This is a genomic window from Microbacterium murale (assembly GCF_014635185.1).
Classification (GTDB): Bacteria; Actinomycetota; Actinomycetes; order Actinomycetales; family Microbacteriaceae; genus Microbacterium; species Microbacterium murale.
Genome location: NZ_BMCM01000006.1, coordinates 116,334 through 141,712, shown reverse-complemented (window position 1 = coordinate 141,712; position 25,379 = coordinate 116,334). Strand labels below are relative to the sequence as shown.

The following is a 25,379-nucleotide window of genomic DNA, read 5'->3' as shown; positions in this document are numbered from 1 at the left end:
CATGAACCAGAACAGCGATATGAACCCGGATGCCGTGCTGAGCGTGCAGGGCGTCTCGAAGAGCTTCACCCTCCACCTACAGGATGCGCAGCGGCTGCCGGTGGTGGACGGGCTGACCTTCGACGTGCGGCGCGGAACCTGCGTGGTGCTGGGCGGCGAGTCGGGATCGGGCAAGAGCTCGGTGATGAAGATGGTCTACGGCAGCTACGGCGTCGACGCCGGGAGCATCCTGCTCGCCCACGACGGCGGTGTCCTCGACCTGGCGACCGCGCAGCCTCGGCAGGTGCTGGCCGCGAGGCGTTCCACAATGGGCTACGTGAGCCAGTTCCTGCGAGCGGTGCCGCGCGTGCCGGCGATCGATGTCGTTGCCGAGCCGTTGGTCGAGCGAGGTGCGGGTCGTGATGAGGCACGCGAGCGCGCCGGCGAACTGCTCGCGCGTCTCAGCATCCCCGAGCGCCTGTGGGCGCTGCCGCCCGCCACATTCTCCGGCGGTGAACGGCAGCGCGTGAACATCGCGCGCGGCTTCGTCGTCGAGCGATCCCTGCTGCTGCTCGACGAGCCGACCGCATCCCTGGACGCCCGCAACCGCGAGGTCGTGATCGATCTGGTGCGCGAGAGTGTCGCGCGCGGCGTCGGCATCCTCGCGATCTTCCACGACGCGGATGTGCGCGACGTGGTCGCGGACGTCACCCTCGATGTGCAGGCGTTCGCGGCTCCGCATGAGCCGGACTCTGGCGCGCGCCGCGAAGCCGATCCGAGCCGAGAGGGGATCGCCGCATGACCCGTTATGCCGTGTATGCCGTGCCTGGACTGCTCGGCGAGAATGACGATCCGATCGCCGCGGATCTGCGGGACTCCGTCGAGGCCTGGTACGCGAGGCCGGAGTTCCACGAGCTCACCGTCGACGCGCGACGATACGGCTTCCACGCGACCCTCAAGGCGCCATTCCGTCTCGCGGGCGGACGCACCGAAGCCGAGCTGCGGGCCGCCGCCGACGCCTTCGCCGCCGCTCACCACACCGTGCTCCTCTCCGCCTTGCGACCCGCGAACCTCGGTCGATTCCGCGCGCTGCTCCTGCACGGCGATGAGGCGGAGGTCCGGATGCTGGCCGACGAGGCCGTGCGGGATTTCGATGTCTTCCGGGCAGAGCCCGACGACGCCGACATCCGCCGACGCCGACCCGAGATGCTCCCGCCGCGACAGCGCGCGCTCTTCGAGCAGTGGGGCTATCCGTACGTCTTCGAGGAGTTCCGCTTCCACCTGACGTTGACCGACCCCATCCCGCCGGCGCGCGAGAGCGAGATCGACGGTGCCCTCGCTGCGCATTTCGCGAGAAACGGCCAGGCCGTGGACTCCGATGTCCTGCTCCGCTCGATCGCATTGTTCATCGAGCGCGAGCCTGGTGCGCCGTTCGACGTGCTGTCCGTCCATCCTCTTGCCACCCCATCCGCTGACACCGACATGCAGGAGACCGCCTGATGCCCCTCGCGCCCTCATCCACGACTCTCACCAACGCCCGCATCGTCCAGGCCGACGAAGTGATCCACGGCTCACTGCGCATCGAGCACGGCGTCATCGCCGAGATCTCCGACGACCCGACGCGTGCGGGCACTGACCTCAACGGCGACTTCCTCATGCCTGGCATCGTCGAGTTGCACACCGACCAGGTCGAGACGCACTTCCAGCCACGGCCGAAGCGCTACTGGGATCCGATCACCGCGGTGATCGCGCATGACGCGCAGATGGCGGCGTCCGGCATGACGACGGTTCTCGACGCGCTGCGCATCGGCACCGGCCCGACCGACGGCAATCGCATGGCGGCGAACGCGAAGATGCTGATGGATGCCGTCATCCATGCCGCAGAGTCGGGGTTGCTGCGCGCCGATCACTTCGTGCACCTGCGCTGCGAGGTCTCCACTCCCGATGTCGTCGAGGTCTTCGATGAGGTCGGAGGGCACGAGCGGGTGCGGATGATCTCGCTCATGGATCACACGCCGGGTCAGCGTCAGTATGCGGATGTCGAGGCGTTCCGCACGTACATGGTCGGCAAGGGGCGGCTGCTCGAGTCCGAGTTCGACGCGCACGTCGACGAGCTGCATCGGCTGTCGGGGCTGTACGCCGACCAGCACCGGACGCAGCTCGCAGGGCGCGCCGGCGTGCGGAGCATCACGATGGCCGCGCACGACGATGCGACGCAGGCGCACGTGGACGAGGCCTCGGCGCTGGGCGTGCGGATCTCGGAGTTCCCCACGACAGTGGATGCGGCGCGGGCCGCGCGTGCAGCAGGGCAGCTCGTCGTGTCCGGCGCGCCGAACATCGTGCGTGACGGGTCGCACTCGGGCAACGTCGCCGCCGCCGAACTGCTTCGCGAAGGACTTCTCGATATCCTCTCGAGCGACTACGTGCCGGCGAGCACGCTCCAGGCTGCGTTCCTGCTCGTCGCGCGCGGTGAGACGACGCTGCCGCAGGCGTCGCGGCTGCTCAGCGCGAACCCCGCACGGGCGATCGGCCTCGACGACCGCGGCATCATCGAACCTGGCCTGCGGGCGGACCTGATCCGGGTGCACGCGTACGAGGGGGCATCGAGTGAACAGCATCCGCTCGGATCCCCGGTACCGATCGTGCGCAGCGTCTGGCGCGAGGGCGAGCGCGTCGCGTGAGCGGCGCCTTCGTCGCAGTGGTCGGGGCGAGCGGGTCGGGCAAGGACTCGGTCATCGGCGCCGCCCGTGAGCTGCTCTCCGGTCATGACGGGAGCTTCGTCTTCCCTCGCCGGCTCATCACCCGACCCGTCGGCGCGGGCGAGGACCATATGCTCGTCAGCGAAGCCGATTTCACTCGCATCGAGCACGAGGGCGGGTTCGCGCTGAGTTGGCGGGCGCACGGCCTCGCCTACGGGCTGCCTGCGGCAGTCGTCGATGCAGTGCGAGCGGGTGATGTCGTGGTGGCGAACGTCTCCAGGGGAGTGCTGGACCGGCTCACCGATCGCTTCGAGCACTCCGCCGTGGTCAGGGTCTGCGTGCCGGAGGAACAGCGTCGCGCGCGCCTCGCCCGCCGCGGTCGGGAAGCGGATGCCGAGATCGCGGCGCGGATGAACAGGGAGGACCCCGCGCCGAATTGCGCGGTCGATCTCGAGATCGTCAACGACGGCCCGATCGAAGACGCCGGACGCGCGTTCGCCGACTTCCTGCTCCGCCAGATGCAACGCGGCCAATAGGCTCGACACATGCGAGTGCCGGATAGCGATGGGATGCAGCGAGCGCTTGCGCTCGCCGCAGAGGCCGCAGCCGCGGGCGAGGTTCCCGTCGGTGCGGTCGTGCTCGACGGCACCGGCCGCATCATCGCCGAGGGCCGCAACACCCGCGAAGAGACCCACGATCCCACCGGTCATGCCGAGATCGTCGCGCTGCGGCAGGCCGCGGCATCCGTCGGCTCGTGGAATCTCGAAGGGCACACGCTCGTCGTCACTCTCGAGCCGTGCCTGATGTGTGCCGGCGCGATCCTGCAGTCGCGGATCGGGCGCGTGGTGTTCGGCGCCTGGGACGACAAGGCGGGGGCCGCCGGTTCGATGTACGACGTGCTGCGCGATCGCCGGCTGCCGTACCGTGCCGAGGTCGTCGGCGGGGTGGCGGAGGATGCCGCGACGGCACTGCTGCGCGACTTCTTCGAGCAGCGCCGCTGATCCGACAGGCTCAGGGATCGCTACTGGACGCGGCGCTCAGTCGGACGACTTCAACACGAACACGTCCGTCGGCGGCGTGGGGTCGATCGCCGGACGGTAGACGTCGGGCTCGATGTAGATCACGCGGGCGATGGGAACGGCATCCCGGATCCGCTTCTCGATCTCGTCGATGTCGGCGGCGGCCTCGCGCACGCTCTTGTCCGAGGTCAGAGCGATCTTCGCCGCGACGAGCAGCTCATCTGGACCGAGGTAGAGGGTCTTCAGGTGGATGAGCTTCTCGACGTCGGGGCCGCCGACGATGGCATCCATGATCAGGTCGAGGTCGGCCTGGTTCGCGCCCTCGCCGACCAGCAGGCTCTTCGTCTCGATGCCGAGGATCACGGCGATCAGCACGAGCAGCACACCGATCGCGAGCGTTCCGAGCGCGTCGAACACGCTGTTGCCGGTGATGATCGTCAAGCCGACGCCGAGCAGCGCGAACGTGAGGCCGGTCAGGGCGCCGATGTCCTCCAACAGCACCACAGGCAGTTCGGGGGCTTTCGCGCGGCGCACGAACGACACCCATGACTGGCCCTTCTCACGCACGAGATTGCTCTCCTTGACGGCGGTGCGCAGCGAGAACGACTCGAGCCCGATCGCGATGACGAGCACGACGAGCGGCAGCCACCACCAGACGGGATCGAGCGCGTGCGGGTGGGTCAGCTTGTCGACGCCCTCGTAGATCGCGAACAGGCCGCCGACCGAGAACAGGATGATCGACACGACGAATGCGTACACGTAGCGTTCGCGTCCGTATCCGAACGGATGCTCGCGATCGGCGGAGCGCTTGGCCTTGCGCCCGCCGAGCATCAGAAGCAGCTGGTTTCCGGAATCCGCGACCGAGTGGATCGCCTCCGCGAGCATGGACGCGGAGCCCGAAAGGAACCACGCGATGAACTTCGCGATCGCGATCCCCAGGTTCGCCAGGAATGCCGCGACGATCGCCTTGCTGCCACCGGATGCACTCATGGGCCGAGTCTAGTTCTGCTGGTCGCGATGCACGCGAGCGCCCTCGGCACTGTCGAATGCGGTGCATAGGATGGCGTCATGGCTGAATCACTTCCGTCCCTCGCGTTCCTCGGTGCCGGCTCGATGGGAGGTGCGATCCTCCAGGGTGTCGTCGCCTCAGGAATCGCCGTCGACGGCGGCATCACCGCCACCAATCGCACCGCGGCGAAAGCTGCGAGCCTCACAGCTCTGGAGGGTGTGACGGCGGTTGCGCTCGAAGATCAGCCGGACGGGAACACGGCAGCAGCGGCGTCATCCCGCATCATCCTCGTCGGGGTGAAGCCCGCCATGGTCGCCGATCTGCTCCGCGAGATCGCGCCCGTTCTGCGCGAAGATGCCATCGTCGTGAGCCTCGCCGCAGGCATCAGCCTGGCGAGCTTCGCCGAGGTCCTCGGCTCGGATGTCAGCGTGATCCGCTCGATGCCCAACACTCCGGCGACCGTCGGCAAGGCCGTCACGGGCATCGCCGCGAACTCGGCCGCCTCAGAAGACGACGTCGCCGTGGTCCGTCGACTGTTCGAGCTCGTCGGCTCGGTGGTCGAAGTGCCCGAGGACAAGATCGACGCGCTCGGCACGATCTCGGGCTCCGGTCCTGCGTACGTCTTCCTCCTGATTGAAGAGCTGACCAAGGCCGCGATCGGCAAGGGGTTCAGCGAGGCCGATGCGCGGCTGATGGCCGAGCAGACCTTCATCGGCGCCACGGCACTGCTCGACGCATCCGGGGAGAACCCCGCTGAGCTGCGTCGCAGGGTGACGAGCCCGAAGGGCACCACCGAGCGTGCGATCGCGGTGCTGCAGCACGCGAACCTCGACGAGGTCTTCGCCCGGGCGACGGATGCTGCGCTGGCGCGCTCTCACGAGCTCGCCGCCGGCGCGTGAATCGGCGGGCAAACCTCACCAGCGTCGTTCGACCTCCTCGACATGGCCGGGGACGTCGGTGAACCTCACCACGGCACCGTCCTCGAGCGTCACTTCACCGGTGTACGAGCCGTAGCACGTGTCGCCGCGGCTGAGGACGATCAAGCGGTTGAACATGTGGCGTACGTGGCGTTCGGGTGTGAAGCGTATGTTCACGCGTGGGCCGGTGATCGTCCAAGGCGCCAGCCAGTCTCCGGTGTCGTACTGCCAATCGAGGTGATCGCTCACCTTGTGCAGGCGGCCGTCGATGCGAAGCCAGTTCTCGGTCGACGGCGTCGCGTCAGTCCATTTGCCGCCCAGTTGCAGGCCGAGCGTGCGGCCGTTCTCGTCTTCGCCGCGCCCTGAACCCCAGTTCCAGAAGGTTCGGTACGGCCACCGGCCGCGACCTCGATCGTGCACGGCGGCTGAGGAGCCATGCTCCACACGGTGCTCGACACCGTCGACGATCACGATTCCTTCGACAGTGAGGTCGTTGTCCTTCTTCGTGTACTGGAACAACCGGTCGCTCCAGGGCACCAGCACGCCCATGGACTCATGATCCGGTTCTGCATGCACGGTGAGGTCCAGCGAGATGCGGGGCGAAGCGGCGTGAAGACGCGTGCCGCGTCCATGCGGGGTGAGCCTGACGACCACGTCGCGGCGGCGTGCCTCCATCGGAAGGCTGTTGTCCGGGTCGCGCATCCCGGCGTGACCGGGCAGCCAGGTGTTCCCGCCCTGGCGTATCTCGGACGTGCTCTCCCTGTCCCAGTACGAGACCGAGACGTTCGCCCTGTAATCGTGATGGGAGATGTTGAGCGTGATGATCGCGGTCGGAGTCGTGACGGCCCAGTACTCGAAGCGCTTGTTGCGTCCCCAGCCCCGCAGGTTGGTCCGATGCAGCGCGGAACGCGTCCAGCCGACGGCATCCGGATTGAGGCGACCGGACGGCAGGCACAGATCCACCGGATCGGTGATCTCGTGCTCGATGATGCTCTCTCCGCCGCGCAGCACCGGCCGCAATGGAAGTCTCACTGATGTCATCCCTTCGTCGCGCCCTCTGCGAGGCCGCGGATCAACCATTTCTGTACGAGAAGCGCGAGGATCACGACGGGGATGACCGTGATCATTCCCGCCGCGGCGAGCGCGCCCCAGTTGGCGCCGTTCTCCGTGTCGCCCGCCATCCCTGCGATCGCCACGGGGAACGTGGTCGCGTTGCGGTTCGTCAGCACCAGGGCGAACAGGAGCTCTTCCCACGCCAGGATGATGCTGAAGATGAACGTCGACAGCAGGCCAGGCAGTGAGATCGGCAGGATGATGCGGAAGAACGCGCCCATCCGCGAGCAACCGTCGAGCATCGCCGACTCCTCGAGCTCTTTCGGGAGGGCGAGGAAGAAGCCGCGCATCAGCCACATCACGTACGGGACGATGAACGAGCAGTACGCGATGATCAGCGTGATGTGCGTGTCGGTGATGCCCAGCGATCGTGCGACGAGGAACATCGGCACGGCGAGTGCGATCGGCGGCACGCCTCGCGAGGCGAGGATCAACGCGCCGATGACGCCGGCGCCGCGGATACGAAGCCGGGAGAGGGCATAGCCAGCCATCGCTCCGGCGATCAGCGACAGCACCGACGCGCCGACGGCGACGATGACGGTGTTCAGCATCTGCCCCGCGAAGCCGCCGCGTGTGAGCACATCGACGTACTGCGCGATGGTCGGCTCGAAGAAGAAGCTCGGCGGCGACGAGAAGATGTCGCGCTGCTGTTTGAACGAGGTCAGCAGCATCCAGACCAGCGGCAGCAGGAACAGGATGCACACGAGCACGCCTGACCAGATGCGTGTCCGATGCGCGTTGGCGCTTCGTCGGCGGTGCGAGGCGACGGGTGGTTTCACGAGAGTCACAGTCGGTCCTCCAGTTTCTTGCTGCCCCACAGGAACACGAACGTGAGCACCATGGTGATGACGAGCACGATGATCGCCATGGCCGAGGAGGTGCTGAACTCGAGCAGCTGGAAGGCCTGGCGGTAGATGTAGAGATTGACGACGTTGGTGGCCTGACCGGGTCCGCCGTTCGTCGTGGCGACGACCACGTCGAACATCTTCACGGCGCCCAACCAGCGCACGACGAACGTCGCCGCGATGATCGGCGCGAGCATGGGCAGGCTGATCGACTTCAGCGTCTGCCACCAGTTCGCGCCATCGACGGAGGCCGCCTCGAACACGTCCTTCGGCAGGGAGAGCATGGCCGCCGCCGCGATGAGCACGACGAAAGGCACGGATCGCCACGTGTCGATGATGACGATGCTGATCATCGCCATGCCGGCGTCGCCGAACCAGTCGATGGGCTGGACTCCGAAGAGCCCGAGGAACCAGGTCACGACTCCCCAGAGCGGATCGAGCATGATCTTCCAGATCCCACCCGAGACGACCGGGGCGACGACCATCGGGATGAGGAAGAGGGCGCGGACGACGCCGCGCCCTCTCCACTCGGCGTTCAGCAGGAACGCGATCCCGAAGCCGAGCACGATCTGCAGGGGGAGGGCGAGCACCAGGTAGATGCCGGTCACGACGAGCGAGTTGAGGAAGTTCTCGTCGCCGAGCGCATCCTCGTAATTGCCCGTTCCCGCCCAACTGGATGGAGCGAAGGTCGCGAGGTCGAAGTCGGAGAAGCTGATCTGAAGGGTGTAGAGCAGCGGGTAGGCCAGCACGGCCACCAGGAGGACGATCGCGGGGACCATGAACGTCCACCGGCTGATCACATCCTTCACGACCGCGCCGCGCCTCGTGCGCGACCGGTTCTGCTTCAACGATTCGACCGTCATGACTACTTCTCCAGCAGTTCCTTGATCTCGGCGGCTGCTCGATCGAGCGCCTCCTCGGCGGTGCGGTCGCCTTGGACGGCCGCGCTCGTCTCGTTCGCGAGGATCTCCTGGATCGCGTTCGAATCCGGCGAGCGGGGCCGCCACATCTCGCCCTCGGCTGCGACGTCGAATCCGCTCTGGATCGCCGTGTACACCGGGGCGAGCCATGGCTCGGCGGGTTCAGAGGCGAGCGTCGACTTACGTGCGGGGAATGATCCCAGGTTCGCTGAGGACCACAGCTCGCCCTCCTTCGAACTCATCCACTGCAGCAGCGCCCACGCGGCCTCGGGGTTGTCGCTGTTCTTGAACACCGAGCCGCTCCAGATCCCGCGATGCGCGCTCGCACCTTCGGATCCTGCCGGCATCGTCTGGATACCGACCTGTTCGGGCGTCAGCGTCGTCACAGTGGAGTCGACGGCAGCGCTCTTGTAGGCGCTGCCCCAGGTGAACAGGGTGGCGATCTTGCCCTGGCGGAAGGCATCGAGCGGCTCGTTGTAGTTGTACGTCGTGGCCCCGGGAGGCGCGTATTCGAGCAGATCCACCTGGGTCTGCAGGGCGGCTACGCCCTCGTCGGTGTCGAACGTCGGGTTCATGTCCTCATCGAAGAGCGTGCCGCCGTTCGAATTGAGCACCGTCTGCCAGAAGGGCGGGGAGAGCACTCCGCGGACCCAGGTGAGTCCGGCGGCCCAGGAGTCCACGGCACCGTCGCCGTCGGTGTCCTGCACGAGTTCAGGGGCCTGCTCCATGTACTGATCCCAGGTGAGCTCGGGCGTCGGCTCTGGCAGGCCGGCCTTCGCATAGAGATCCTTGTTGTAAAGCATGACGAGCAGGTTTGATCGCAACGGCACCCCGTACTGTCCGCCGTCCCATTCGCTGGAGGCGAGTGGCGCCGAGTTGAAGTCATCCCAGTCGTAGTCGTCTTCGGTCCACTGGTCGGCTTCCGACTTCAGATCGAGGAGGACGCCTGCCTCGGCCAGCTGCGGTGTCCAGGGGTCATCGAGCGTGATCAGGTCGTAGTCCGGGCTGGGACTCGTACCGTTGAGCAGCCCCTTGGCCAAGAGGCTGTCGTACGGAGTCGAATCGATCGTGACGTCGATGTACGGATACGCCTTGTTGAACTCCGGAACGAGCTGTTCCTGCCACGTCTCGGCGAAGGCGTCGTTCGACATCATCGTGATCTTGACGTGCTTGTCGGCTGTGCCGAGTCCGCCGCCGTCTGCGGCGGCTTCGGACCCGCCACTGCCGCTGCAGGCGGTGAGCGTGATCGCGAAGGCACTGATCGACGCGATCGCGATCACGGCCTTGCGGTGAGAACGTTGAATATTTCTGCGGGACATCTGGGTCGTCTCCTCGTCATTGAATAGAGCGTCCGCTTCGTCTGGATGGTGTCGCGGTCGAAGCATGTCGTCGTTTGCCGTCCGCTCTCGGTCGGGGTGCGGAGGCTGCGGGCGTTGACCTCTTGAATAAACCAGATATCCAGGCGTATTGCAACGTGGAAACACTCTTCGTGCACTTGGTGTGGGAAAACGTGCACAGCGCACGCATCGGGTGCGAAGACGAGGCTGGACTCGCGTGTTTCCGCGTTGCACGAATGTGCGGCATCAGCCTTCGCTGGACCGCGCTACGCTCCGACGCGGACGAATCCCGCGGTTGATTCGCGCACTATGAGCCGATGTCCGGCCACGTCTCCGACCGGAGAGACGGCAGGATCGCTGATCCGTCGAAGGAGAGCCCGCACAGCGAGTTCCGCGATCGCCTCCAGATTGGGGGAGACCGTCGTCAGCGTAGGCATGGAGAACGCCGACTCGGGGATGTCATCCCATCCGACGATCGCCACATCCTCCGGCACGCGGATGCTGTGCTGGCGGAATGAGTAGAGCATGCCGATCGCCAATAGATCCGTCGCGCACATGATCGCGTCGAAATCCTCGATGCGTCCGATCAGCGACTCCGCGATCGCGTGACCTTCTTGGCGCCAGTAATCACCCTCGGCTTCGATCGGAGCGGACGGCGCGCGTTTGAGGCCCGCATCGATGACGAGGCGAGGATCCATCGGCAGACCTGCTGACTCGAGTGCGAGTTTGTAGCCGGTGAAGCGCAGATCCCCGGTGCCGAGGGTGCCCTGAGGGAAGTACCCGACAAACCCGATACGGCTCCGGCCGAGAGAGATCAGATGCTCCGTGGCCTCGCGGCTGGAACCGACGTTGTCCACGACCACATTGTCCACGGCATCGTGGAGCGTGTGCTCGCCGAGCAGGACCAGTGGTGTCGAATCGCGTTCGCCCAGCAGTTCATCGATGGGAAGCGACAGCGGGCTGAAGATGATTCCGTCGGTGCGGATGCTGCCGTATCCGCGAGCGACGCGTCGTTCGCGTTCGGGCTGTCCGAGGGTCTCATCGACCATCACGTCGTAGCCCTCACGGCGCGCGGCGGCGACGACGGCATGGGCGAGATTGGCGAAGTAGGGGTGCGCGAGAGAGGGAATCGCGAGGGTGAGGAGGTTGCTGCGCCCGCTTCGGAGCTGCCTCGCTGCCGCCTGGGGGCGATACCCGAGTTCGGCGATGGCTGCCTCGACCTTGGCCTTCGTCTCGGGACGCAGATACCGATGGCCGTGGATCACATTGGACACGGTGCGCCATGACACCTGGGCGCGCGCGGCGACATCTTTGATCGTTGGTGGGCGGTCACCACGCGAAGCCGAGCTCGAGGTGTCGTCCATCCGGCAATTCTAGGCAGGTGTCGCCGCAGGCGAGTCCCCGGCGAAGGGATCCGGCTGGGTGGCCGAAGGTTCTGCTCAGCGGTCGAGGCTGGCGAACCGCTCGATGTCGCTGTTGGTGCCCGACACGATGATGAGGTCGTGGTTGGTCACCACGGTGTTCGCCTCGGCGTAGCGGAACGGCTTGCCGGGACTCTTCACTCCGACGACCGTGACCTTGTACTTCGAGCGCACGCCCGACTCGTTCAGGCCGACGCCGCGGATGAACTTCGGCGGGTACATCTTCGCGAGCACGAAGTCGTCGTCGAAGCGGATGAAGTCCAGCATCCGCCCGCTCACGAGGTGCGCGACGCGCTCGCCGGCCTCGCGCTCCGGATAGATGACGTGATTGGCACCGACGCGCGCGAGGATCTTGCCGTGCGATTGCGACACGGCCTTCGCCCAGATCTGCGGCACCTTCAGATCGACGAGGTTCGCGGTGATCAACACGGATGCTTCGATGAGCGAGCCCACTGCGACCACGGCGACCTGGAAGTCCTGTGCGCCGATCTGCTTGAGCGCATCGATGTTGCGGGCATCGCCCTGCACGGTGTGCGTGACGCGATCCGACCACTTCTGCACGAGCTCGAGGTTCTCGTCCATCGCGAGCACCTCGCGATCGAGTCGGTCGAGCTCGCCGGCGCACGCGGCGCCGAAGCGGCCGAGACCGATCACGAGTACGGGGGCGTCGCCCCGGAGGACTTCAACCAACGATCGGCCTTTCCACGGGCAGCGAGTAGAGCTGCGAACGCGATGTCGCGGCGACCGCCGCGGCGAGAGTCACTGTACCAATTCGTCCCATGAAGATGGTGGCCGCCATCACATACACCGCCGAGTCGGGCAGTTCGGCCGTGAGGCCCGATGAGAGCCCGACGGTGCCGAACGCCGAGATGACATCGAACAGCACGTCGCTGATCGGGGCTTTCGTGATCTGGGCGATCACGATGGTCGACAGTGCGACGATCGTCGCGCCCCACGCGACGACCGAGAGCGCGACGCGCTGCACGTCGCTGGGGATCCGACGGCCGAAGGCCTCCACGGACTGGCGACCGCGGGCTTCGGACCACACGGCGATCGCCAGTACGGCGAGGGTGGTCACCTTGATGCCGCCGGCGGTGGATGCCGAGCCGCCGCCGACGAACATCAGCATGGATGCGGCGAGCATCGAGGAGCCATTGAGATCCGAGATCTCGATCACGCTGAAGCCGCCGGATCGCGTCATGGCGGAGAGGAAGAAGGCCTGGAACGTCGTGTCGCCGGCATCCATCGACCCGAATGTTCGTGGGTTGTTGTATTCCAGGACGAGGAACACGACTGCGCCGAGGACGAACAGGATCACCGTGGTGATGAGGGTGAGCTTGCTGTGCAGCGACCAGCGCTTCACATGCCAGTGGTGCCTGGCGAGGGTGTAGATCACAGGGAAGCCGATACTTCCGAGGAAGACGCTGACCATCAGCACGGTGAGGACGAAGTAGTCATCGGCGAACTCGACGACGCCGGTGGCGTTCGGGGCGAAACCGGTGTTCGTGAATGACATGGCGGCGTAGTACGGCGCCTCCCACAGGGCCGCGAGCGGAGGGATGCCGGCCATCAGGAGGCCCGGGTACAACAGGATGGCGACCACGAGCTCGATGAGCAGCAGCGACATCGCGACGGTCTTGAGCAGTTGGCCGACCTCACCGAGCCGCACGGTCTGTCCTTCGTTGACCACGCCGCCGTGCGCGCGCAGCGGATTGCTGTCGCCTGCGGCGAGCAGCTTGGCGCGCAGACCGAGTTTCTTCGAGATCACGAGTCCCAGAACCGACGCCAGCGTCAGCACGCCCATGCCGCCGATGTTGACGCCGAGGAAGATGAGCACGTGGCCGAACGGCGACCAGTGCGTGGCCATGTCGACAGTCGCGAGTCCGGTGACGCAGATCGTCGAGACGGCGGTGAACAGCGCGTCGCTGATCGGTGTGATGGAACCCGTGGCTGACGCGATCGGCAGCGAGAGCATGGCGGTGAACAGCACGATCAACGTCGAGAAGATGAGGATCGCGAAGCGGGATGGCGATGAGGTGATGAGGTGGCGGGAGAAGCGCCAGAAATCGCGTGCGCGCGTGCCAGGAGATGTCGATGACCCGATACTCGACATCGACGCCCTCCTGAGCCAGTTCCGTCTTCGCTCGCCCGGAGACGTTCCGACGAGCCTTCGTCATGGTACTCCGCGCGTGGGACGACTACCCTGATCTCATGACCGACATCTTCGACGTGATCGCAGACGGCACGAGGCGAGACATCCTCCAGCTCCTCCTGCGGCGGGCCGCGGACGGAGATGCCGGCACCAGTGTCTCGCAGATCGTCAGCGAACTCGGTATCAGCCAGCCCACCGTCTCGAAGCACCTGAAGGTGCTGCGCGAGTCCGAACTGGTCAGTGTCCGCGAAGACGGACAGCGCCGGTTCTACAGCATCGAGGTGGAGCCGCTCGAGGTCGTCGACGACTGGCTCGTGCCTTTCCTCGTGGATGCCTTCGGCGACGACGCCCCCGACATCGACCTGTCACTCGCACCGCTGCCCGACGGCGCCGCGCACGCGGCCGAGGTCTTCGGCCGCGCGGCGGCATCTGCCAAGCATGTGGTCGCCACCGCTTTCAAGCGGCTCGGCAGCTGAGCCCGGCTTCTCTCTCCAGGACGCCGCTCAGCGCTGGCCGGCCTTACGGCGGAACAGCCACGCACCCCACACGGCCGCGACGACCAGGATCGCGATGCACCAGGCCAGGGCCCACCACGGCTCCGTGTCCAGCGGGGTGCCCATCAGCAGCCCGCGGATCGTCTCGACGATGGGCGTGATCGGCTGGTTGGCCGCGACGGGCTGCAGCCACTGCGGCATGCTGTCGACGGGGACGAATGCGCTGGAGAGGTACGGCAGGAACAGCAGGATGAACCCGTAGCCGTTCGCCCCCTCCGGCGATCCCGCGGCGAGGCCGATCGCAGCGAACAAGTAGGTGATCGCGAGCAGGTACAGCGTGAGGAAAAGCCCCATGAGCACCCACTCGCCGAAGGACGCTGTCGGACGGAAGCCCACCAGCACGCCGACGCCGATGACGATGCTCGTGGCGACGAGGTTGCGCACCAGGCTCGCGACGACGTGTCCGGTGAGCACGGCGCCCGCCCGAACCGGCATGGTGCGGAAGCGGTCGATGATGCCGGTGCGCATGTCGTTCGCGACATACACGGCTGTCGATGACGCGCCGAAGCCGGCGCAGGTGAGGATGATGCCGGGTACGACGTAGTCGACGTATGCGCCGGACGGATCGATGGCCCCGCCGAAGACCCATGTGAACATCAGCATCAGCATCACGGGGAGCATGATCGCCATGAGCAGCGACTCTCCGTCGCGCAGGGAGTGGCGCAGGCTGCGGCCGACGAACACGAGTTCGGCGGTGAGGCCGCGCAGCGGCGGTCGGACGGACGGGGCGTTGGATGCCGTGGCTACGGCGAGTGCGGTGCTCATGCGTTCTCCTTCGTGAGAGTGCGGTCAGCGGTGGTCGTGGCGGAGCCGGAGCCTGTTTCTGCGCCAGCGCCGGTGCCGGTGACGGAGAGGAACACGTCATCGAGCGTGGGACGTCGAAGCGTCACCGTTCCGTCCGCGCCCTGCTCGTCGAGCAGATCGAGCGCCCGTCGTAGGCCGGGCACGGTGCCGTCGGTGGCGAGAGAGCGGATCAGCTCGCCGTTCTCGTCGTGCAGCTCGACAGTGTCTCCGCCGATGCGTGCCTTCAGCTCGGCGGCGGTTCCGAGCGCTGCGACTCGTCCCTCGTGCAGTACGGCGATCCGGTCGGCGAGCTGATCGGCTTCTTCGAGGTACTGCGTCGTGAGGAACACCGTCGTGCCGACCGATGCGAGGGAACGGATGATGTCCCACAGGTCGCGGCGGCTGCGGGTGTCGAGGCCGGTGGTCGGCTCGTCGAGGAACAGCACCTCAGGGGTCACGACGAAGCTCAGCGCCAGGTCGAGGCGGCGGCGCATGCCGCCGGAGAAGGTGCCCACTCGGCGGGTCGCGGCATCCATCAGTTCGAATCGAGTCAGCAGCTCCGTGGCGCGCCGGTGCGCCTGCGTGCGCCCGAGACCGGCCAGGCGTGCGAACATCACGACGTTCTCGATGGCGCTGAGTGCGTCATCGACAGCGGCTGACTGGCCGGTGAGGCTGATCCGCCTGCGCACCTGCGCCGGTTCGGCGATGACATCGAAGCCGCACACCGCTGCAGTGCCGGCGTCCGCCTTCGTCAGCGTCGTGAGGATATTGATCGCGGTGGTCTTGCCTGCGCCGTTCGGGCCGAGCAGGGCGAACACCTCGCCGCGCGAGACGGTGAGGTCGAGGCCGTCGAGGACGGTGTGGGCGCCGAAGCGCTTGTGAAGGCCGTGGACTTCGATGGCTGGTCTCGTCATGATCGATCTTTCTGTGTAGGAGGGAAACTGTGTATGTCAGTAACTTCTGCGTATGACAGTAACACACTGTTTACGCAATAAACAGAACTAGAATCGTCAGCATGAGTGACACCGAACTGCCAGAGCTTCCCGAGCTCCCGCGAGGGATCGCGCTCGCCTGGGGGGTGGCTGCAGATCCGCAGCGCGGCCCCAAGCGTGAGATGAGCGTCGAGAAGATCGTCGCCGCCGCCGTGGAGCTGGCCGACGCTGAGGGTCTCGGCGCCGTGTCGATGGCTGCGGTCGCCGCGAAGCTGGGCTTCACTCCGATGTCGCTGTACCGCTATGTCACCGCGAAGGATGATCTCCTGCTGCTCATGCAGGAGGAGGCGACCGGTCTGCCGCCGGACGAGCACCGTGAGCAGGAGGGGTGGCAGGCGAAGCTGCGCGCTCTCTTCGACGCGCAGGTGCAGCACTACCTCGCGCATCCCTGGATCCTGTCGCTGCCGATCACGGGTTCGCCGATCACTCCGAACAGCTCGGCATGGCTCGACGCGGGGCTGACCGCTCTCGCCGAGACGCCGTTGAACGAATCCGAGCGTCTCGCCGTCGCGCTCGCCGTGACGGGGGAGGCCCGATGGTACGGCCAGGTGTCGGCCGGCTACACGGAGCAGGCGCGCTCCAGCGGGCTGTCGCAGGCAGAGGTCGCGGCTCGGGAATCGGCGCTGTTCGATCAGGTCATCACCGCGGACGAGTATCCGTCGCTGCGTCGTGCGATCGACGCCGGCGTGTTCACGGCGGAGGACGATCCGTTCCGGTTCGCCATGGAGCGGATCTTCGACGGCGTCGACGCGTACATCGCCGGCTTGGATCGCGGTGAGCCGCATGCCGTCGAGCAGGACTGGATCGATGTCGAGGATGCGGATGTCGCCGGCGACAAGAAGGTGCGGGAGGCGCGCAAGGCCGTGCGCGAGGCTGAGAAGGCGCTTCGCGCCGCGCGCAAGAACGAGCGCGTGGTGCTGCGCGATGCGCGGCAGCGGGTCGAAGGCGCCCGCGCCCGCGGCTGAGAGCCTGTGCCGACGTCCTGATCCCCACAGGTCACATCAGCCACTTGGGTTTACACGCGTCGCAGGTTCGCCATAGAGTGTGCTTCAGCAGAAAGGGGTACAGGGGATGCCCGAAGTTCCAGACGTCCGGTTCCTTACGGTTGCCGAAGTCGCCGAGATCATGCGCGTGTCGAAGATGACCGTCTATCGTCTCGTCCACGCGGGCGAGTTGCCCGCGATCCGATTCGGCCGCAGCTATCGCGTGCCCGAATCCGCCGTCACCGACGCCCTCCACAGGCCGATCTCCGACGTCGGCTGAGCTCATCCGCCTCGGTGATCAGCGGAGGTCCGCTGGTTTGCTAGACTGACCCGAGGCATTTTTTCCATGCCCTTACCCGGGCGTCCGACTTCGTGCGACGCCCAGCCACTGACGTAGTGAGGTTTCCGTGGGTTCTGTCATCAAGAAGCGCCGCAAGCGCATGGCGAAGAAGAAGCATCGCAAGCTGCTTCGCAAGACTCGCCACCAGCGCCGCAACAAGAAGTAAGCGGCTGGACACGAGCGCCTGTCTTCGGACGGGCGCTTTGTGTCTGTAGCCCCGTATCTCCAGACCCAGGCCTCGAGTTTCAGGGAGAATCCATGAAGTCGATCACTGTCGCAGAGCTCGCAGCCCGCACGGACACACCGTTGATCGATGTGCGCGAGCGGGATGAGTTCGCCGGTGGCCACGTGCCCGGCGCGGTGAACATCCCGATGTCCGAGCTGGGGAGCCGTCTCGAAGAGCTTCCCGCCGAGGCGTTCGACGTCATCTGCCAGGCCGGCGGACGCTCGGCACGGGTCGTGCAGGCGCTCGAGGCCCAGGGCCACGACGCCACGAACGTCGAAGGCGGCACGGGCGAGTGGATCGCCACGGGCCACCCGGTCGAAGCTCCCTCGGCGTGACGACCGTCACGGTCATCGGCAGGGCCGGGTGCCATCTGTGCCCGACCGCGCTCGCGATCGTCGAGACCGTCGTCGCGGATCTGCCGGATGAGATCGGCGACCGCATCGAGATCGTCGAGCGCTCGATAGAAGACGACCCCGCCCTGTACGAACTGTGGTGGGAGAAGATCCCCGTCGTGCTCATCGACGATGAACTGCACGCGCACTGGCGGGTCTCGCCCGACCGGCTGCGCCAAGCTCTGGAGGAAATCTGATGCTCAGGCACGTGGTCAGCTGGAAGCTCGCGAGCGAGGATGCTGTCGAACGCGGGGAGCAGGCCGCAGAGGTCGCCCGCCGCCTGAACGCACTTGACGGTGTCGTGCCCCAGTTGCGATCGATCTCGGCCGGCGCGAACTCTGTGTATCCGGAGACCAATTGGGACGTCACTCTGATCGCGGATTTCGACTCGGTCGAGGCGTTGGAGCAGTACCAGGTGCATCCTGCGCACGAAGAGGTCGTGGCCTACGTGCGATCCGTCGTCGCCTCGCGGGTCGCCGTCGATTTCGAGATCTGATCAGACTCGAAACGCAAACGTAACCATCCTGATCGGGCCTTGTGTGTCGCTCCGTGTCAAGATGATCTGCATACCCGTCCGTGGGCGTATACGCCCCAGTCACCCTGGAGCGGTCATGCCCCGTCGTCGTAATCTCACCTTCGGTATCGCGCTCGCCGCGACCGCCATGCTCGCTCTCTCGGGCTGCGCCAGCGGGGGAGGCGACGCCGGCGGCGACGATGCGCCGGCAGGCGACGACTACGGTCTCACCGAGGCTGGAACGCTGACGATCTGCTCCGACATCCCCTACGCGCCGTTCGAGTTCGAGGGCGGCGACAACGGCACCGGTTACACCGGCTTCGACATCGACTTGCTCGACGCGATCGCGAAGAACCTCGACCTCAAGCTTTCTGTGCAGGATGTCGGCTTCGATGCCCTGCAGTCCGGCACCACCCTGGCGGCGGGCACGTGCGACATCGGTGCCTCAGCGATGACCATCACGGACGAGCGCAAGGCGAACCTCGACTTCTCCGACCCCTACTACGACTCACTCCAGTCGCTGCTCGTGCGCACCGACTCCGGGATCAAGTCGATCGACGATCTGTCGGGGCGCAACGTCGGCGTGCAGCAGGGCACCACCGGCGAGACCTATGCGTCGGAGAACGCCACGGGCGCCGAGCTCGTGCAGTACCCGTCCGACGGCGAGCTGTGGCCGGCGATGCAGGCAGGTCAGATCGACGCGATCCTTCAGGACCAGCCGGTGAACCTCGAGCACGAGAAGGCCGATTCTGCCTACAAGATCGTCGAGGAGTACAACACCGACGAGCAGTACGGTTTCGCCTTCGCCAAGGGCGAGAAGGACGAGCTGCGCGAGGCGATCAACGGTGCGCTGCAGGAGCTTCGTGACAGCGGCGACTACCAGACGATCTACGACAACTACTTCACCGCGAAGTAGTCGGCGGGTCGAGTAGGACAGGGGTCCTTGACAATGGCGTTGAGGCGCACGACCAAGAGCAAGCTGTACAGATACATCGTCTATGCGGTGTTGATCGCCGTCGTCGTCTGGCTGGCCGTCAGCACCGACTGGGCCCGGATCGCGAAACTGTATTTCAATCCGGAGATCGCGGCGAAGATGCTCCCGGGCATCATCACGACCGCGCTCGTGAACACGCTCTGGTTCACGGCTGTGGCGTTCGTCGGAGGTCTGCTGCTCGGGATCGTGCTGGCACTGCTCAAGCTGTCGAGCATCGGACCGTTCCGGTGGATCGCCACGGCGTGGATCGAGCTGTTCCGCGGTCTCCCCGCGATTCTGACGATCTTCGCCATCGCGTTCATCCTGCCGATCGGGCTGGGTGTGCCGGGTACGAAACTCGGCGGGCCGGTGGTTCTCGGTCTGATCGGCCTCATCCTGGTCGCCTCGGCGTACATGGCGGAGACGATCCGTGCCGGAATCCAGGCCGTGCCGAAGGGGCAGACCGAGGCCGCCCGTTCGCTGGGCATGTCGCCGATGAAGACGACGTTCTGGATCGTCGTGCCGCAGGGGTTCCGCATCATCATCCCGCCGCTCACGAATGAGTTCGTGCTGCTGCTGAAGGACACCTCGCTGCTCTTCGTGGCGGGCACGTTCATCTGGTCGAAGGAGCTCACCAACTTCGCCCGTGACGCGAGTACCCAGAATGCGAACGGAACACCGCTGATCATGGCGGCGATCCTGTACCTGATCGTGACGATCCCACTCACGCGCTTCAGCGCGTGGCTGGAACGACGAATGGCGAGGCAGCGATGAGCACTGATCTGATCGATGTCCACGCCCCGGCGATCGACATCCAGGGGCTCGTCAAGAGCTTCGGCGACAACGAGGTGCTCAAGGGCATCGACCTGACCGTCAAGGCCGGCGAGGTCGTGTGTGTGATCGGACCGTCGGGTTCCGGTAAATCGACCCTGCTGCGCTCGGTGAACCTGCTCGAGGAGCCTACCGGTGGAAAGGTGCTGATCGAGGGGATCGACATCACCGACCCCGACATCGACATCGACCGCATCCGCACACGCATCGGCATGGTGTTCCAGAGCTTCAACCTGTTCCCGCACCTCGACGTGATGGGCAACCTGATGATCGCGCAGCAGCGCGTGAAGAAGCGCTCGAAGGCCGAGGCGGAGAAGGTCGCCCGCGCGATGCTCGGCAGGGTGGGACTGAGCGAGAAGGCCGACGCCTTCCCCGGTCACCTCTCCGGTGGGCAGCAGCAGCGCGTCGCGATCGCCAGGGCGCTGTGCATGAACCCCGATATGATGCTCTTCGACGAGCCGACCTCAGCCCTCGACCCCGAGTTGGTCGGCGAAGTGCTGCAGGTCATGCGCACGCTTGCCGATGAGGGGATGACGATGCTCGTCGTCACTCACGAGATGGGCTTCGCACGCGAGGTTGGATCGCGACTGATCTTCATGGACGGTGGCGTGATCGTCGAGGAGGGCGACCCGCGCGAAGTGCTCGCGACCCCGCAGCATCCGCGCACGCAGGACTTCCTCGCCCGCGTTCTCTGAACTCCGGCGAGACCCCGTGTTATCGCCGAGACCCCCTGCTGCAGCAGGGGGCCTCGGCATGAACCCGGGGTCTCGGCGTCAGTTTGCGCGCACGGCCACCGGGACGGGCTCGACGGTCAGGTGCACGCGGTCGCCGAAGGACGGATGCTGGTGCGCATCGTGCTGCACGCGAACCAGGTCGCCGGCATCCGTCTTGACGAGCGTGCGGCGGATGCTGCCGAGGAACGTGCTCTCCTCCACGACACCGCCGATCGCAGCATCCGCCTCGCCGGAGAAGCGCAGGTTCTCGGGGCGCAGGTGCACCTCGACCGGACCATCGGCGGGCGCGTTGGTCGGCAGCTCGCGACCCCACACCGTCACACGATCACCCGACGCCACACCAGGGACGACGCTGGAGAGGCCGACGAACGCGGCGACGTGCGCGGACGCGGGCCGCAGATAGAGCTCTTCGGGGGTGTCGATCTGGTCGATGCGTCCGGCATCCATCACCGCGATCCGGTCGGAGACGGCCAGCGCCTCCTCCTGATCGTGAGTGACGAACACCGTGGTGATGCCGAGCCGCAACTGGATGCGGCGGATCTCATCGCGCAGCTGCACCCGCACCTTGACATCGAGAGCCGAGAGCGGCTCGTCGAGCAGCAGCACACGCGGCTCGGTGACCAGAGCGCGAGCGAGCGCGACGCGCTGCTGCTGACCGCCGGAGAGCTGGTGCGGGTAGCGATCCGCGAAATTCTCGAGCCCGACCAGTGCCAGGGCGTCGAGGGCGCGCTTCGCCGCCGCAGCCTTGCCCACACCTCTGCGGCGCAGCCCGAACGCGGTGTTGTCGTCGACGCGCAGATGCGGGAACAGCGAGTACGACTGGAACACCATGCCGATGTCGCGCTTGTTGGTGGGGATGCGCGAAACGTCCTGTCCGCCCAGCAGCACCGCGCCGCCGTCCGCGGTCTCCAGACCTGCCAGCACGCGCAGTGCCGTGGTCTTGCCGCATCCGGACGGCCCGAGCAGCGAGACGAACTCCCCGGGCGCGATGTCGAGGTCGACGCCGTGAAGGACACGATTCGTGCCATAGCTCTTCTCGATGCCCTGGAACTGCACGCGGGTGCCCTCGCCGGCTTCAGCGAGGAGGACGTTGTCCTTGGTGGCGGGAAGAACGGTCATGAACGTGCCTTTCGGTTGCCGCGAGCAGCGCGGCCGATGATGAGCAGCAGCAGGAAGCAGAACAGCAGCGCGAGCAGGGTGAAGATCGCTGGGGCGTAGGCATCCTGCTTGTTGACGACGACCAACGCGGTCTGGAAAACCTGACGGTTGAGCAGCGAGGCGATCGTGAACTCGCCCAGGACGACGGCGACGGAGATGAGGGATGCCGCAAGCAGACCCTGACGAATGTTCGGTGCGAGTACCTTCAGCACGACGACCGGCCAGCTCGCACCGAGCGAGCGGGCGGCCTCTGCGAGGGTGCGGAGGTCGGCGGCATCGATGGATGCCTGGATCGACCGGAACGCGAACGGCAACACGGTGATGCCGTAGGCGAATGCCAGCGTCCAGGTGCCGGTTCCCAGCGTGCGTCCGATCTGCAGGTAGATCGGCGCGAGCCCGACCACGAGCACAATCGCGGGGATGGAAATCGGCAGCAGCACCATGAATTCGAAGAACGGCTTCAGCTTCGGGAATCGCAGGTTCACCAGGATCATGGTCGGCGCCAGCAGCAGCAGCACGATGAGAACTGTGATGACGGCGAGGACGAGAGAGTTGCCCAGCCCTGTCCAGATCGGCTTGATCGCCGCTGATGCCGCGGGATCGAACAGCGCCGTCCAGCGTTCGAACGTCCAGCCACCGTCTTTGAGCAGGACGGTGTAAAGGAACGTGGAGATCAGTGGAATCGCGAAGAATGCGCCGACGAGCATGCCGATGACCCAGCGAGTTGCGCGCGATGGGCTGAGACGATTCATGACTGCCACCTCGCGGCCCGACGCTGGACGAGGGAATAGAGACCCATCACGATGCCGACGACGACGATCATTCCGAGTGCCAGGGCGCCTGCGAGGTTCTCGCGGCCGAGCACCGTCTCGCTGGTGAGCGCGGCGCGGATCTGCAGCGGGACGATCTGTGAGCCCTGGCTGATGAGCGCCGCGGCGGTGGCGTAGGACGAGAAGGAGTTCGCGAACAACAGCAGCAGGCTGGCCAGGAACGATGGGGCGAGCACGGGAATCCCGACGCGCAGCCAGAAACTCGCGCGGGTGCCGCCGAGTGTGAGGTTCGCTTCGGCCCACTGCGGCTTCAGGGCGGCCAGCGCCGGCATGAACGTGATCACCATGAGCGGTACCTGAAAGTAGATGTACGGCATGATCAGACCGGGCACTTCGTAAAGCCACGTGCCGTTCTCGTAGATGTTGAGGTTGAAACTGTTCGTCAGGAACAGCGTGATGACGCCCTGGGCTCCAACCGTGGCGATGAACGCGAAAGCGAGCATGACCCCACCGAACTGCGCGAGTACGCCTGCCGCGGCATCCACGCTCGAGCGCACCGCGCCTTGCGGATCGATGCCGAGCAGGGCGTAGCAGACCAGTGCGCCGACCACCGCGCCGACGATGGCGGTCAGCAGCGACAAGCCCGCAGAGTTCGCGAAGGTGTTCAGCACGACCGGGTCGGCAAGAGCTGTGACGTTGGTCCAGGTGAACGAGCCGTCATCGGCGAAGAAACCGGATCCGATTGCGAGGATCGTCGGAACCGCCAGAAAGAGCAGCACGTAGGCGGTGAAGGGAACGAGGCCCAGCCAGGCCACGGACATGCCGGACCGCCGGGCCGCGCGAGACGGCCCGGCGGTCGAGGGGGCGGATGCCGCAGCATCCGCCCCCAGAAGCACAGTGGTCACTGGACCGCCGCTGCCCACTTCTCGCCGAGCAGGGTGCCGGCGTTCGTCGACTGCTCCTCGGTGGGGACGACAGTCTCGGACGGAACCTCGGGCAGGGCTGCCGCGAGGTCGGCGTCGATCGTGCCGGCCTCGGTCATGGCCTCCATGCGGGCCGGACGTGCACCGCCCTTGAGCCAGAGGTTCTGCACGTCGTCGCTGTACAGGAACTCCTGCCACAGGCGGGCGGCCGCCGGGTTCGGGGCGTCCTTGTTGATGGCCTGGTTGTAGTAGCCGGCGTAGCCGACGCCGTCGAGCACGGCGACCTTCCAGTTCTCGTTGTCGGCGCCCGCCGCAGCGTTCAGGTAGTCCCAGTCGAAGACGACGGGCGTCTCACCACTGGTGATGGTGGCGGGGGTGACGTCGACCTTGAGGAAGTTACCGGCCTTCTGCAGCTCGCTGAAGAAGTCGATGCCGGGCTGGAAGTCGTCGAGCGTCCCGTCGGACTGCACGGCTGCGAGGCCGACCGCTGCGAAGGCGGCGCCGGCCTGCGTCGGGTCGCCGTTGATCGCCACGGCACCCTTGTAGTCGGCACCGAGCAGGTCGTCGAGCGAGCCGGGCTCGTCGAACTTCGAGGAGTCGTAGCCGATCGACATGTATCCGCCGTAGTCGCCGACGAACAGGCCGGTCGACTCCTTGAGTGCGTCGGGGATCTCGTCCCACGTCTGCACCTGGTACGGCGCGAACTGGTCGGTGCTGGAGAGCGCGACGGCGAGGCCGAGGTCGAAGACGTCGGGAGCGGTGTCGAGGCCTTCGTTCGTCTCCGCCGCGGTGATCTCCTCGGCGCTGGAGATGTCGGGCGATGCCTCGTTGATGGTGATCTCGGGGTACGTCTCGGCGAACAGGTCGAGGATCTCGCCGTAGTTCGCCCAGTCGCGGGGGAGGGCGATCACGTTCAGCTGGCCTTCGGCCTTCGCTGCCGTCTCGAGGTCTTCGAACGAGCCGAAGTCTTCGATCGAGGTCGCGGTCGCGGCATCCGCGCCGGCGTCACCGGTGCCGTCGCCAGTGGCGGTGTCGGCCGCGCATGAGGTGAGAGAGAGCGCCGCTGTCGCGGCAAGGGCGATGCCGGCGACGAGTCGCGCGCGGCGGGGAATGGGGGCCATGGGTATCCTCTCGGCGTCCGGCCACGGGTAGGCCGGAATCGGGTTGCGAGAGCAAACTATTGGTCGGGGGTGACGTGCGGGCGCGGCTGTGGTGAACGGAACGTGTCCGATCCGTGGCCGGTCGGCGTCGTCTTCAGATCTTGTACTTGAAGCCGATGTGCGAGCCCGTGTATCCCAGGCGCTCGTAGAAGCGGTGCGCGTCGGTGCGGGCGGCGTCCGAGGTGAGCTGCACCATTGCCGAACCCAGTGCAGGTGCGGCCGAATCTGCCACCCAGTGCATCATCGCTGACCCGATCCCGGCGGAGCGCAAGTCGCTGCGGACCCTGACAGCCTCGACGAGCAGCCGTCGGGAACCACGGCGTGCCATCCCCGGGATCGAGGTGAGTTGCAGCGTGCCGACGACCGCGTCACCGAGATCGACGACGAGAAGATCGTTCGACGGGTCTGCAAGGATCTCGGTCAGGGCCGCCTCGTATGCCGGAATATCGTCGTCGGATGCGACGTCGCCGCGCGCGGCGCTGATGGGGTCGTCCGCGAGCAGGGCGATCAACGCATCCGTGTCCGCCGGCGTCGCCCTCCGCAGAAGTGCCAGACCGGCTCTGGAGTCGAACGGGTGGGGCAGGGGGAGAGCTGCGAGCATGCTCTGATCCTCGCAGGTAGCGGCGGTCTCGGCG

At 66.3% G+C, this 25,379-nt stretch carries 31 protein-coding genes; 16 read left to right on the top strand and 15 right to left on the bottom strand.

Annotated features, from left to right (window positions below):
• The first annotated feature begins 1 nt into the window (after position 1).
• Genes phnL through tadA form a run of 5 tightly spaced genes read left to right on the top strand, consistent with a single transcriptional unit; the run spans position 2 to position 3,679 of the window.
• Positions 2-781 carry a phosphonate C-P lyase system protein PhnL gene (gene phnL / locus IEV67_RS16520; RefSeq protein WP_229703248.1) on the top strand — a complete coding sequence of 260 codons (780 nt, stop codon included), beginning with the start codon at positions 2-4 and terminating at the stop codon, positions 779-781.
• On the top strand, positions 778-1,479 hold the full coding sequence (locus tag IEV67_RS16515; protein ID WP_188437745.1) for a DUF1045 domain-containing protein: 702 nt from the start codon (positions 778-780) through the stop codon (positions 1,477-1,479). Before phnL ends, IEV67_RS16515 begins: the two co-directional genes overlap by 4 nt.
• Positions 1,479-2,660 (top strand): alpha-D-ribose 1-methylphosphonate 5-triphosphate diphosphatase, encoded by a 1,182-nt coding sequence (locus tag IEV67_RS16510; RefSeq protein ID WP_188437743.1) that lies wholly within the window; start codon positions 1,479-1,481, stop codon positions 2,658-2,660. Before IEV67_RS16515 ends, IEV67_RS16510 begins: the two co-directional genes overlap by 1 nt.
• Entirely contained in the window at positions 2,657-3,214 is a 558-nt protein-coding gene (gene phnN, locus IEV67_RS16505) for a phosphonate metabolism protein/1,5-bisphosphokinase (PRPP-forming) PhnN (protein WP_188437741.1), read from the top strand. The genes IEV67_RS16510 and phnN overlap by 4 nt, the downstream gene beginning before the upstream one ends.
• Before the next feature lie 9 nt (positions 3,215-3,223).
• Entirely contained in the window at positions 3,224-3,679 is a 456-nt protein-coding gene (tadA, locus tag IEV67_RS16500; protein WP_229703246.1) for a tRNA adenosine(34) deaminase TadA, read from the top strand.
• A 36-nt stretch (positions 3,680-3,715) separates the two neighbouring features.
• Here tadA and IEV67_RS16495 read toward each other — a convergent pair whose 3' ends face one another.
• Positions 3,716-4,687: a cation diffusion facilitator family transporter gene (locus IEV67_RS16495; protein ID WP_188437739.1), complete on the bottom strand. Its 972-nt coding sequence runs from the start codon at positions 4,685-4,687 to the stop codon at positions 3,716-3,718.
• Between the two features lie 78 nt (positions 4,688-4,765).
• Between IEV67_RS16495 and proC the strand changes: the two genes are divergently transcribed.
• Complete coding sequence (proC, locus tag IEV67_RS16490; protein ID WP_188437737.1) at positions 4,766-5,605, top strand: pyrroline-5-carboxylate reductase; 840 nt, start codon at positions 4,766-4,768, stop codon at positions 5,603-5,605.
• A gap of 15 nt (positions 5,606-5,620) precedes the next feature.
• Here the strand turns inward: proC and IEV67_RS16485 are convergent, their stop codons facing one another.
• From IEV67_RS16485 to IEV67_RS16455, 7 genes are all read right to left on the bottom strand, one after another.
• Positions 5,621-6,655 (bottom strand): DUF2804 domain-containing protein, encoded by a 1,035-nt coding sequence (locus IEV67_RS16485; RefSeq protein ID WP_188437735.1) that lies wholly within the window; start codon positions 6,653-6,655, stop codon positions 5,621-5,623.
• 5 nt (positions 6,656-6,660) lie between these two features.
• Positions 6,661-7,524 carry a carbohydrate ABC transporter permease gene (locus IEV67_RS16480; protein ID WP_229703244.1) on the bottom strand — a complete coding sequence of 288 codons (864 nt, stop codon included), beginning with the start codon at positions 7,522-7,524 and terminating at the stop codon, positions 6,661-6,663.
• Positions 7,521-8,444 carry a carbohydrate ABC transporter permease gene (locus tag IEV67_RS16475; RefSeq protein WP_229703242.1) on the bottom strand — a complete coding sequence of 308 codons (924 nt, stop codon included), beginning with the start codon at positions 8,442-8,444 and terminating at the stop codon, positions 7,521-7,523. Before IEV67_RS16475 ends, IEV67_RS16480 begins: the two co-directional genes overlap by 4 nt.
• 2 nt (positions 8,445-8,446) lie before the next feature.
• The gene (locus IEV67_RS16470; RefSeq protein WP_188437733.1) at positions 8,447-9,820 is read right to left on the bottom strand and encodes an ABC transporter substrate-binding protein; all 1,374 of its coding nucleotides are present in this window, start codon (positions 9,818-9,820) and stop codon (positions 8,447-8,449) included.
• A 284-nt stretch (positions 9,821-10,104) separates the two neighbouring features.
• Positions 10,105-11,202, bottom strand: coding sequence for a LacI family DNA-binding transcriptional regulator (locus IEV67_RS16465; protein ID WP_188437732.1), 1,098 nt, complete (start codon positions 11,200-11,202; stop codon positions 10,105-10,107).
• A gap of 75 nt (positions 11,203-11,277) precedes the next feature.
• Entirely contained in the window at positions 11,278-11,949 is a 672-nt protein-coding gene (locus IEV67_RS16460; RefSeq protein WP_188437730.1) for a potassium channel family protein, read from the bottom strand.
• On the bottom strand, positions 11,942-13,372 hold the full coding sequence (locus tag IEV67_RS16455; RefSeq protein ID WP_188437728.1) for a TrkH family potassium uptake protein: 1,431 nt from the start codon (positions 13,370-13,372) through the stop codon (positions 11,942-11,944). Before IEV67_RS16455 ends, IEV67_RS16460 begins: the two co-directional genes overlap by 8 nt.
• 98 nt (positions 13,373-13,470) lie before the next feature.
• Here IEV67_RS16455 and IEV67_RS16450 point away from each other — a divergent pair, with 98 nt between their 5' ends.
• The gene (locus IEV67_RS16450; RefSeq protein WP_188437726.1) at positions 13,471-13,887 is read left to right on the top strand and encodes an ArsR/SmtB family transcription factor; all 417 of its coding nucleotides are present in this window, start codon (positions 13,471-13,473) and stop codon (positions 13,885-13,887) included.
• Positions 13,888-13,914: 27 nt separating this feature from the next.
• Here the strand turns inward: IEV67_RS16450 and IEV67_RS16445 are convergent, their stop codons facing one another.
• Positions 13,915-14,730, bottom strand: a complete 816-nt coding sequence (locus tag IEV67_RS16445) for an ABC transporter permease (protein ID WP_188437724.1) — start codon at positions 14,728-14,730, stop codon at positions 13,915-13,917.
• Positions 14,727-15,662 (bottom strand): ATP-binding cassette domain-containing protein, encoded by a 936-nt coding sequence (locus IEV67_RS16440; protein WP_188437722.1) that lies wholly within the window; start codon positions 15,660-15,662, stop codon positions 14,727-14,729. Before IEV67_RS16440 ends, IEV67_RS16445 begins: the two co-directional genes overlap by 4 nt.
• A gap of 101 nt (positions 15,663-15,763) precedes the next feature.
• Here IEV67_RS16440 and IEV67_RS16435 point away from each other — a divergent pair, with 101 nt between their 5' ends.
• The 9 genes from IEV67_RS16435 (at position 15,764) to IEV67_RS16395 (ending at position 20,694) form a co-directional block, all read left to right on the top strand.
• Positions 15,764-16,705, top strand: coding sequence for a TetR/AcrR family transcriptional regulator (locus IEV67_RS16435; RefSeq protein WP_188437720.1), 942 nt, complete (start codon positions 15,764-15,766; stop codon positions 16,703-16,705).
• Positions 16,706-16,811: 106 nt separating this feature from the next.
• Complete coding sequence (locus tag IEV67_RS16430; protein WP_188437718.1) at positions 16,812-17,003, top strand: helix-turn-helix domain-containing protein; 192 nt, start codon at positions 16,812-16,814, stop codon at positions 17,001-17,003.
• Between the two features lie 127 nt (positions 17,004-17,130).
• Positions 17,131-17,229 (top strand): 30S ribosomal protein bS22, encoded by a 99-nt coding sequence (locus IEV67_RS16425; protein ID WP_003792170.1) that lies wholly within the window; start codon positions 17,131-17,133, stop codon positions 17,227-17,229.
• Between the two features lie 92 nt (positions 17,230-17,321).
• Complete coding sequence (locus tag IEV67_RS16420) at positions 17,322-17,624, top strand: rhodanese-like domain-containing protein (RefSeq protein WP_188437717.1); 303 nt, start codon at positions 17,322-17,324, stop codon at positions 17,622-17,624.
• Complete coding sequence (locus tag IEV67_RS16415; RefSeq protein WP_188437715.1) at positions 17,621-17,878, top strand: glutaredoxin family protein; 258 nt, start codon at positions 17,621-17,623, stop codon at positions 17,876-17,878. Before IEV67_RS16420 ends, IEV67_RS16415 begins: the two co-directional genes overlap by 4 nt.
• A complete protein-coding gene (locus IEV67_RS16410) occupies positions 17,878-18,177 on the top strand; it encodes a Dabb family protein (protein WP_229703240.1) in 300 nt (99 codons plus the stop codon). Before IEV67_RS16415 ends, IEV67_RS16410 begins: the two co-directional genes overlap by 1 nt.
• 115 nt (positions 18,178-18,292) lie before the next feature.
• Positions 18,293-19,111, top strand: coding sequence for a basic amino acid ABC transporter substrate-binding protein (locus IEV67_RS16405; protein WP_188437713.1), 819 nt, complete (start codon positions 18,293-18,295; stop codon positions 19,109-19,111).
• Positions 19,112-19,144: 33 nt separating this feature from the next.
• The gene (locus IEV67_RS16400; protein WP_188437958.1) at positions 19,145-19,942 is read left to right on the top strand and encodes an amino acid ABC transporter permease; all 798 of its coding nucleotides are present in this window, start codon (positions 19,145-19,147) and stop codon (positions 19,940-19,942) included.
• Positions 19,939-20,694, top strand: a complete 756-nt coding sequence (locus IEV67_RS16395) for an amino acid ABC transporter ATP-binding protein (protein ID WP_188437712.1) — start codon at positions 19,939-19,941, stop codon at positions 20,692-20,694. The genes IEV67_RS16400 and IEV67_RS16395 overlap by 4 nt, the downstream gene beginning before the upstream one ends.
• A gap of 78 nt (positions 20,695-20,772) precedes the next feature.
• On the opposite strand, the gene IEV67_RS16390 is transcribed toward IEV67_RS16395, so the two are convergent.
• The 5 genes from IEV67_RS16390 to IEV67_RS16370 form a co-directional block, all read right to left on the bottom strand.
• Positions 20,773-21,852, bottom strand: coding sequence for an ABC transporter ATP-binding protein (locus IEV67_RS16390; protein WP_188437710.1), 1,080 nt, complete (start codon positions 21,850-21,852; stop codon positions 20,773-20,775).
• A complete protein-coding gene (locus IEV67_RS16385) occupies positions 21,849-22,643 on the bottom strand; it encodes an ABC transporter permease (RefSeq protein WP_188437708.1) in 795 nt (264 codons plus the stop codon). Before IEV67_RS16385 ends, IEV67_RS16390 begins: the two co-directional genes overlap by 4 nt.
• The gene (locus IEV67_RS16380; RefSeq protein ID WP_188437706.1) at positions 22,640-23,584 is read right to left on the bottom strand and encodes an ABC transporter permease; all 945 of its coding nucleotides are present in this window, start codon (positions 23,582-23,584) and stop codon (positions 22,640-22,642) included. Before IEV67_RS16380 ends, IEV67_RS16385 begins: the two co-directional genes overlap by 4 nt.
• The gene (locus IEV67_RS16375; protein ID WP_188437704.1) at positions 23,563-24,705 is read right to left on the bottom strand and encodes an ABC transporter substrate-binding protein; all 1,143 of its coding nucleotides are present in this window, start codon (positions 24,703-24,705) and stop codon (positions 23,563-23,565) included. Before IEV67_RS16375 ends, IEV67_RS16380 begins: the two co-directional genes overlap by 22 nt.
• Before the next feature lie 133 nt (positions 24,706-24,838).
• Positions 24,839-25,345 (bottom strand): GNAT family N-acetyltransferase, encoded by a 507-nt coding sequence (locus IEV67_RS16370; RefSeq protein ID WP_188437702.1) that lies wholly within the window; start codon positions 25,343-25,345, stop codon positions 24,839-24,841.
• Between the last annotated feature and the right edge of the window lie 34 nt (positions 25,346-25,379).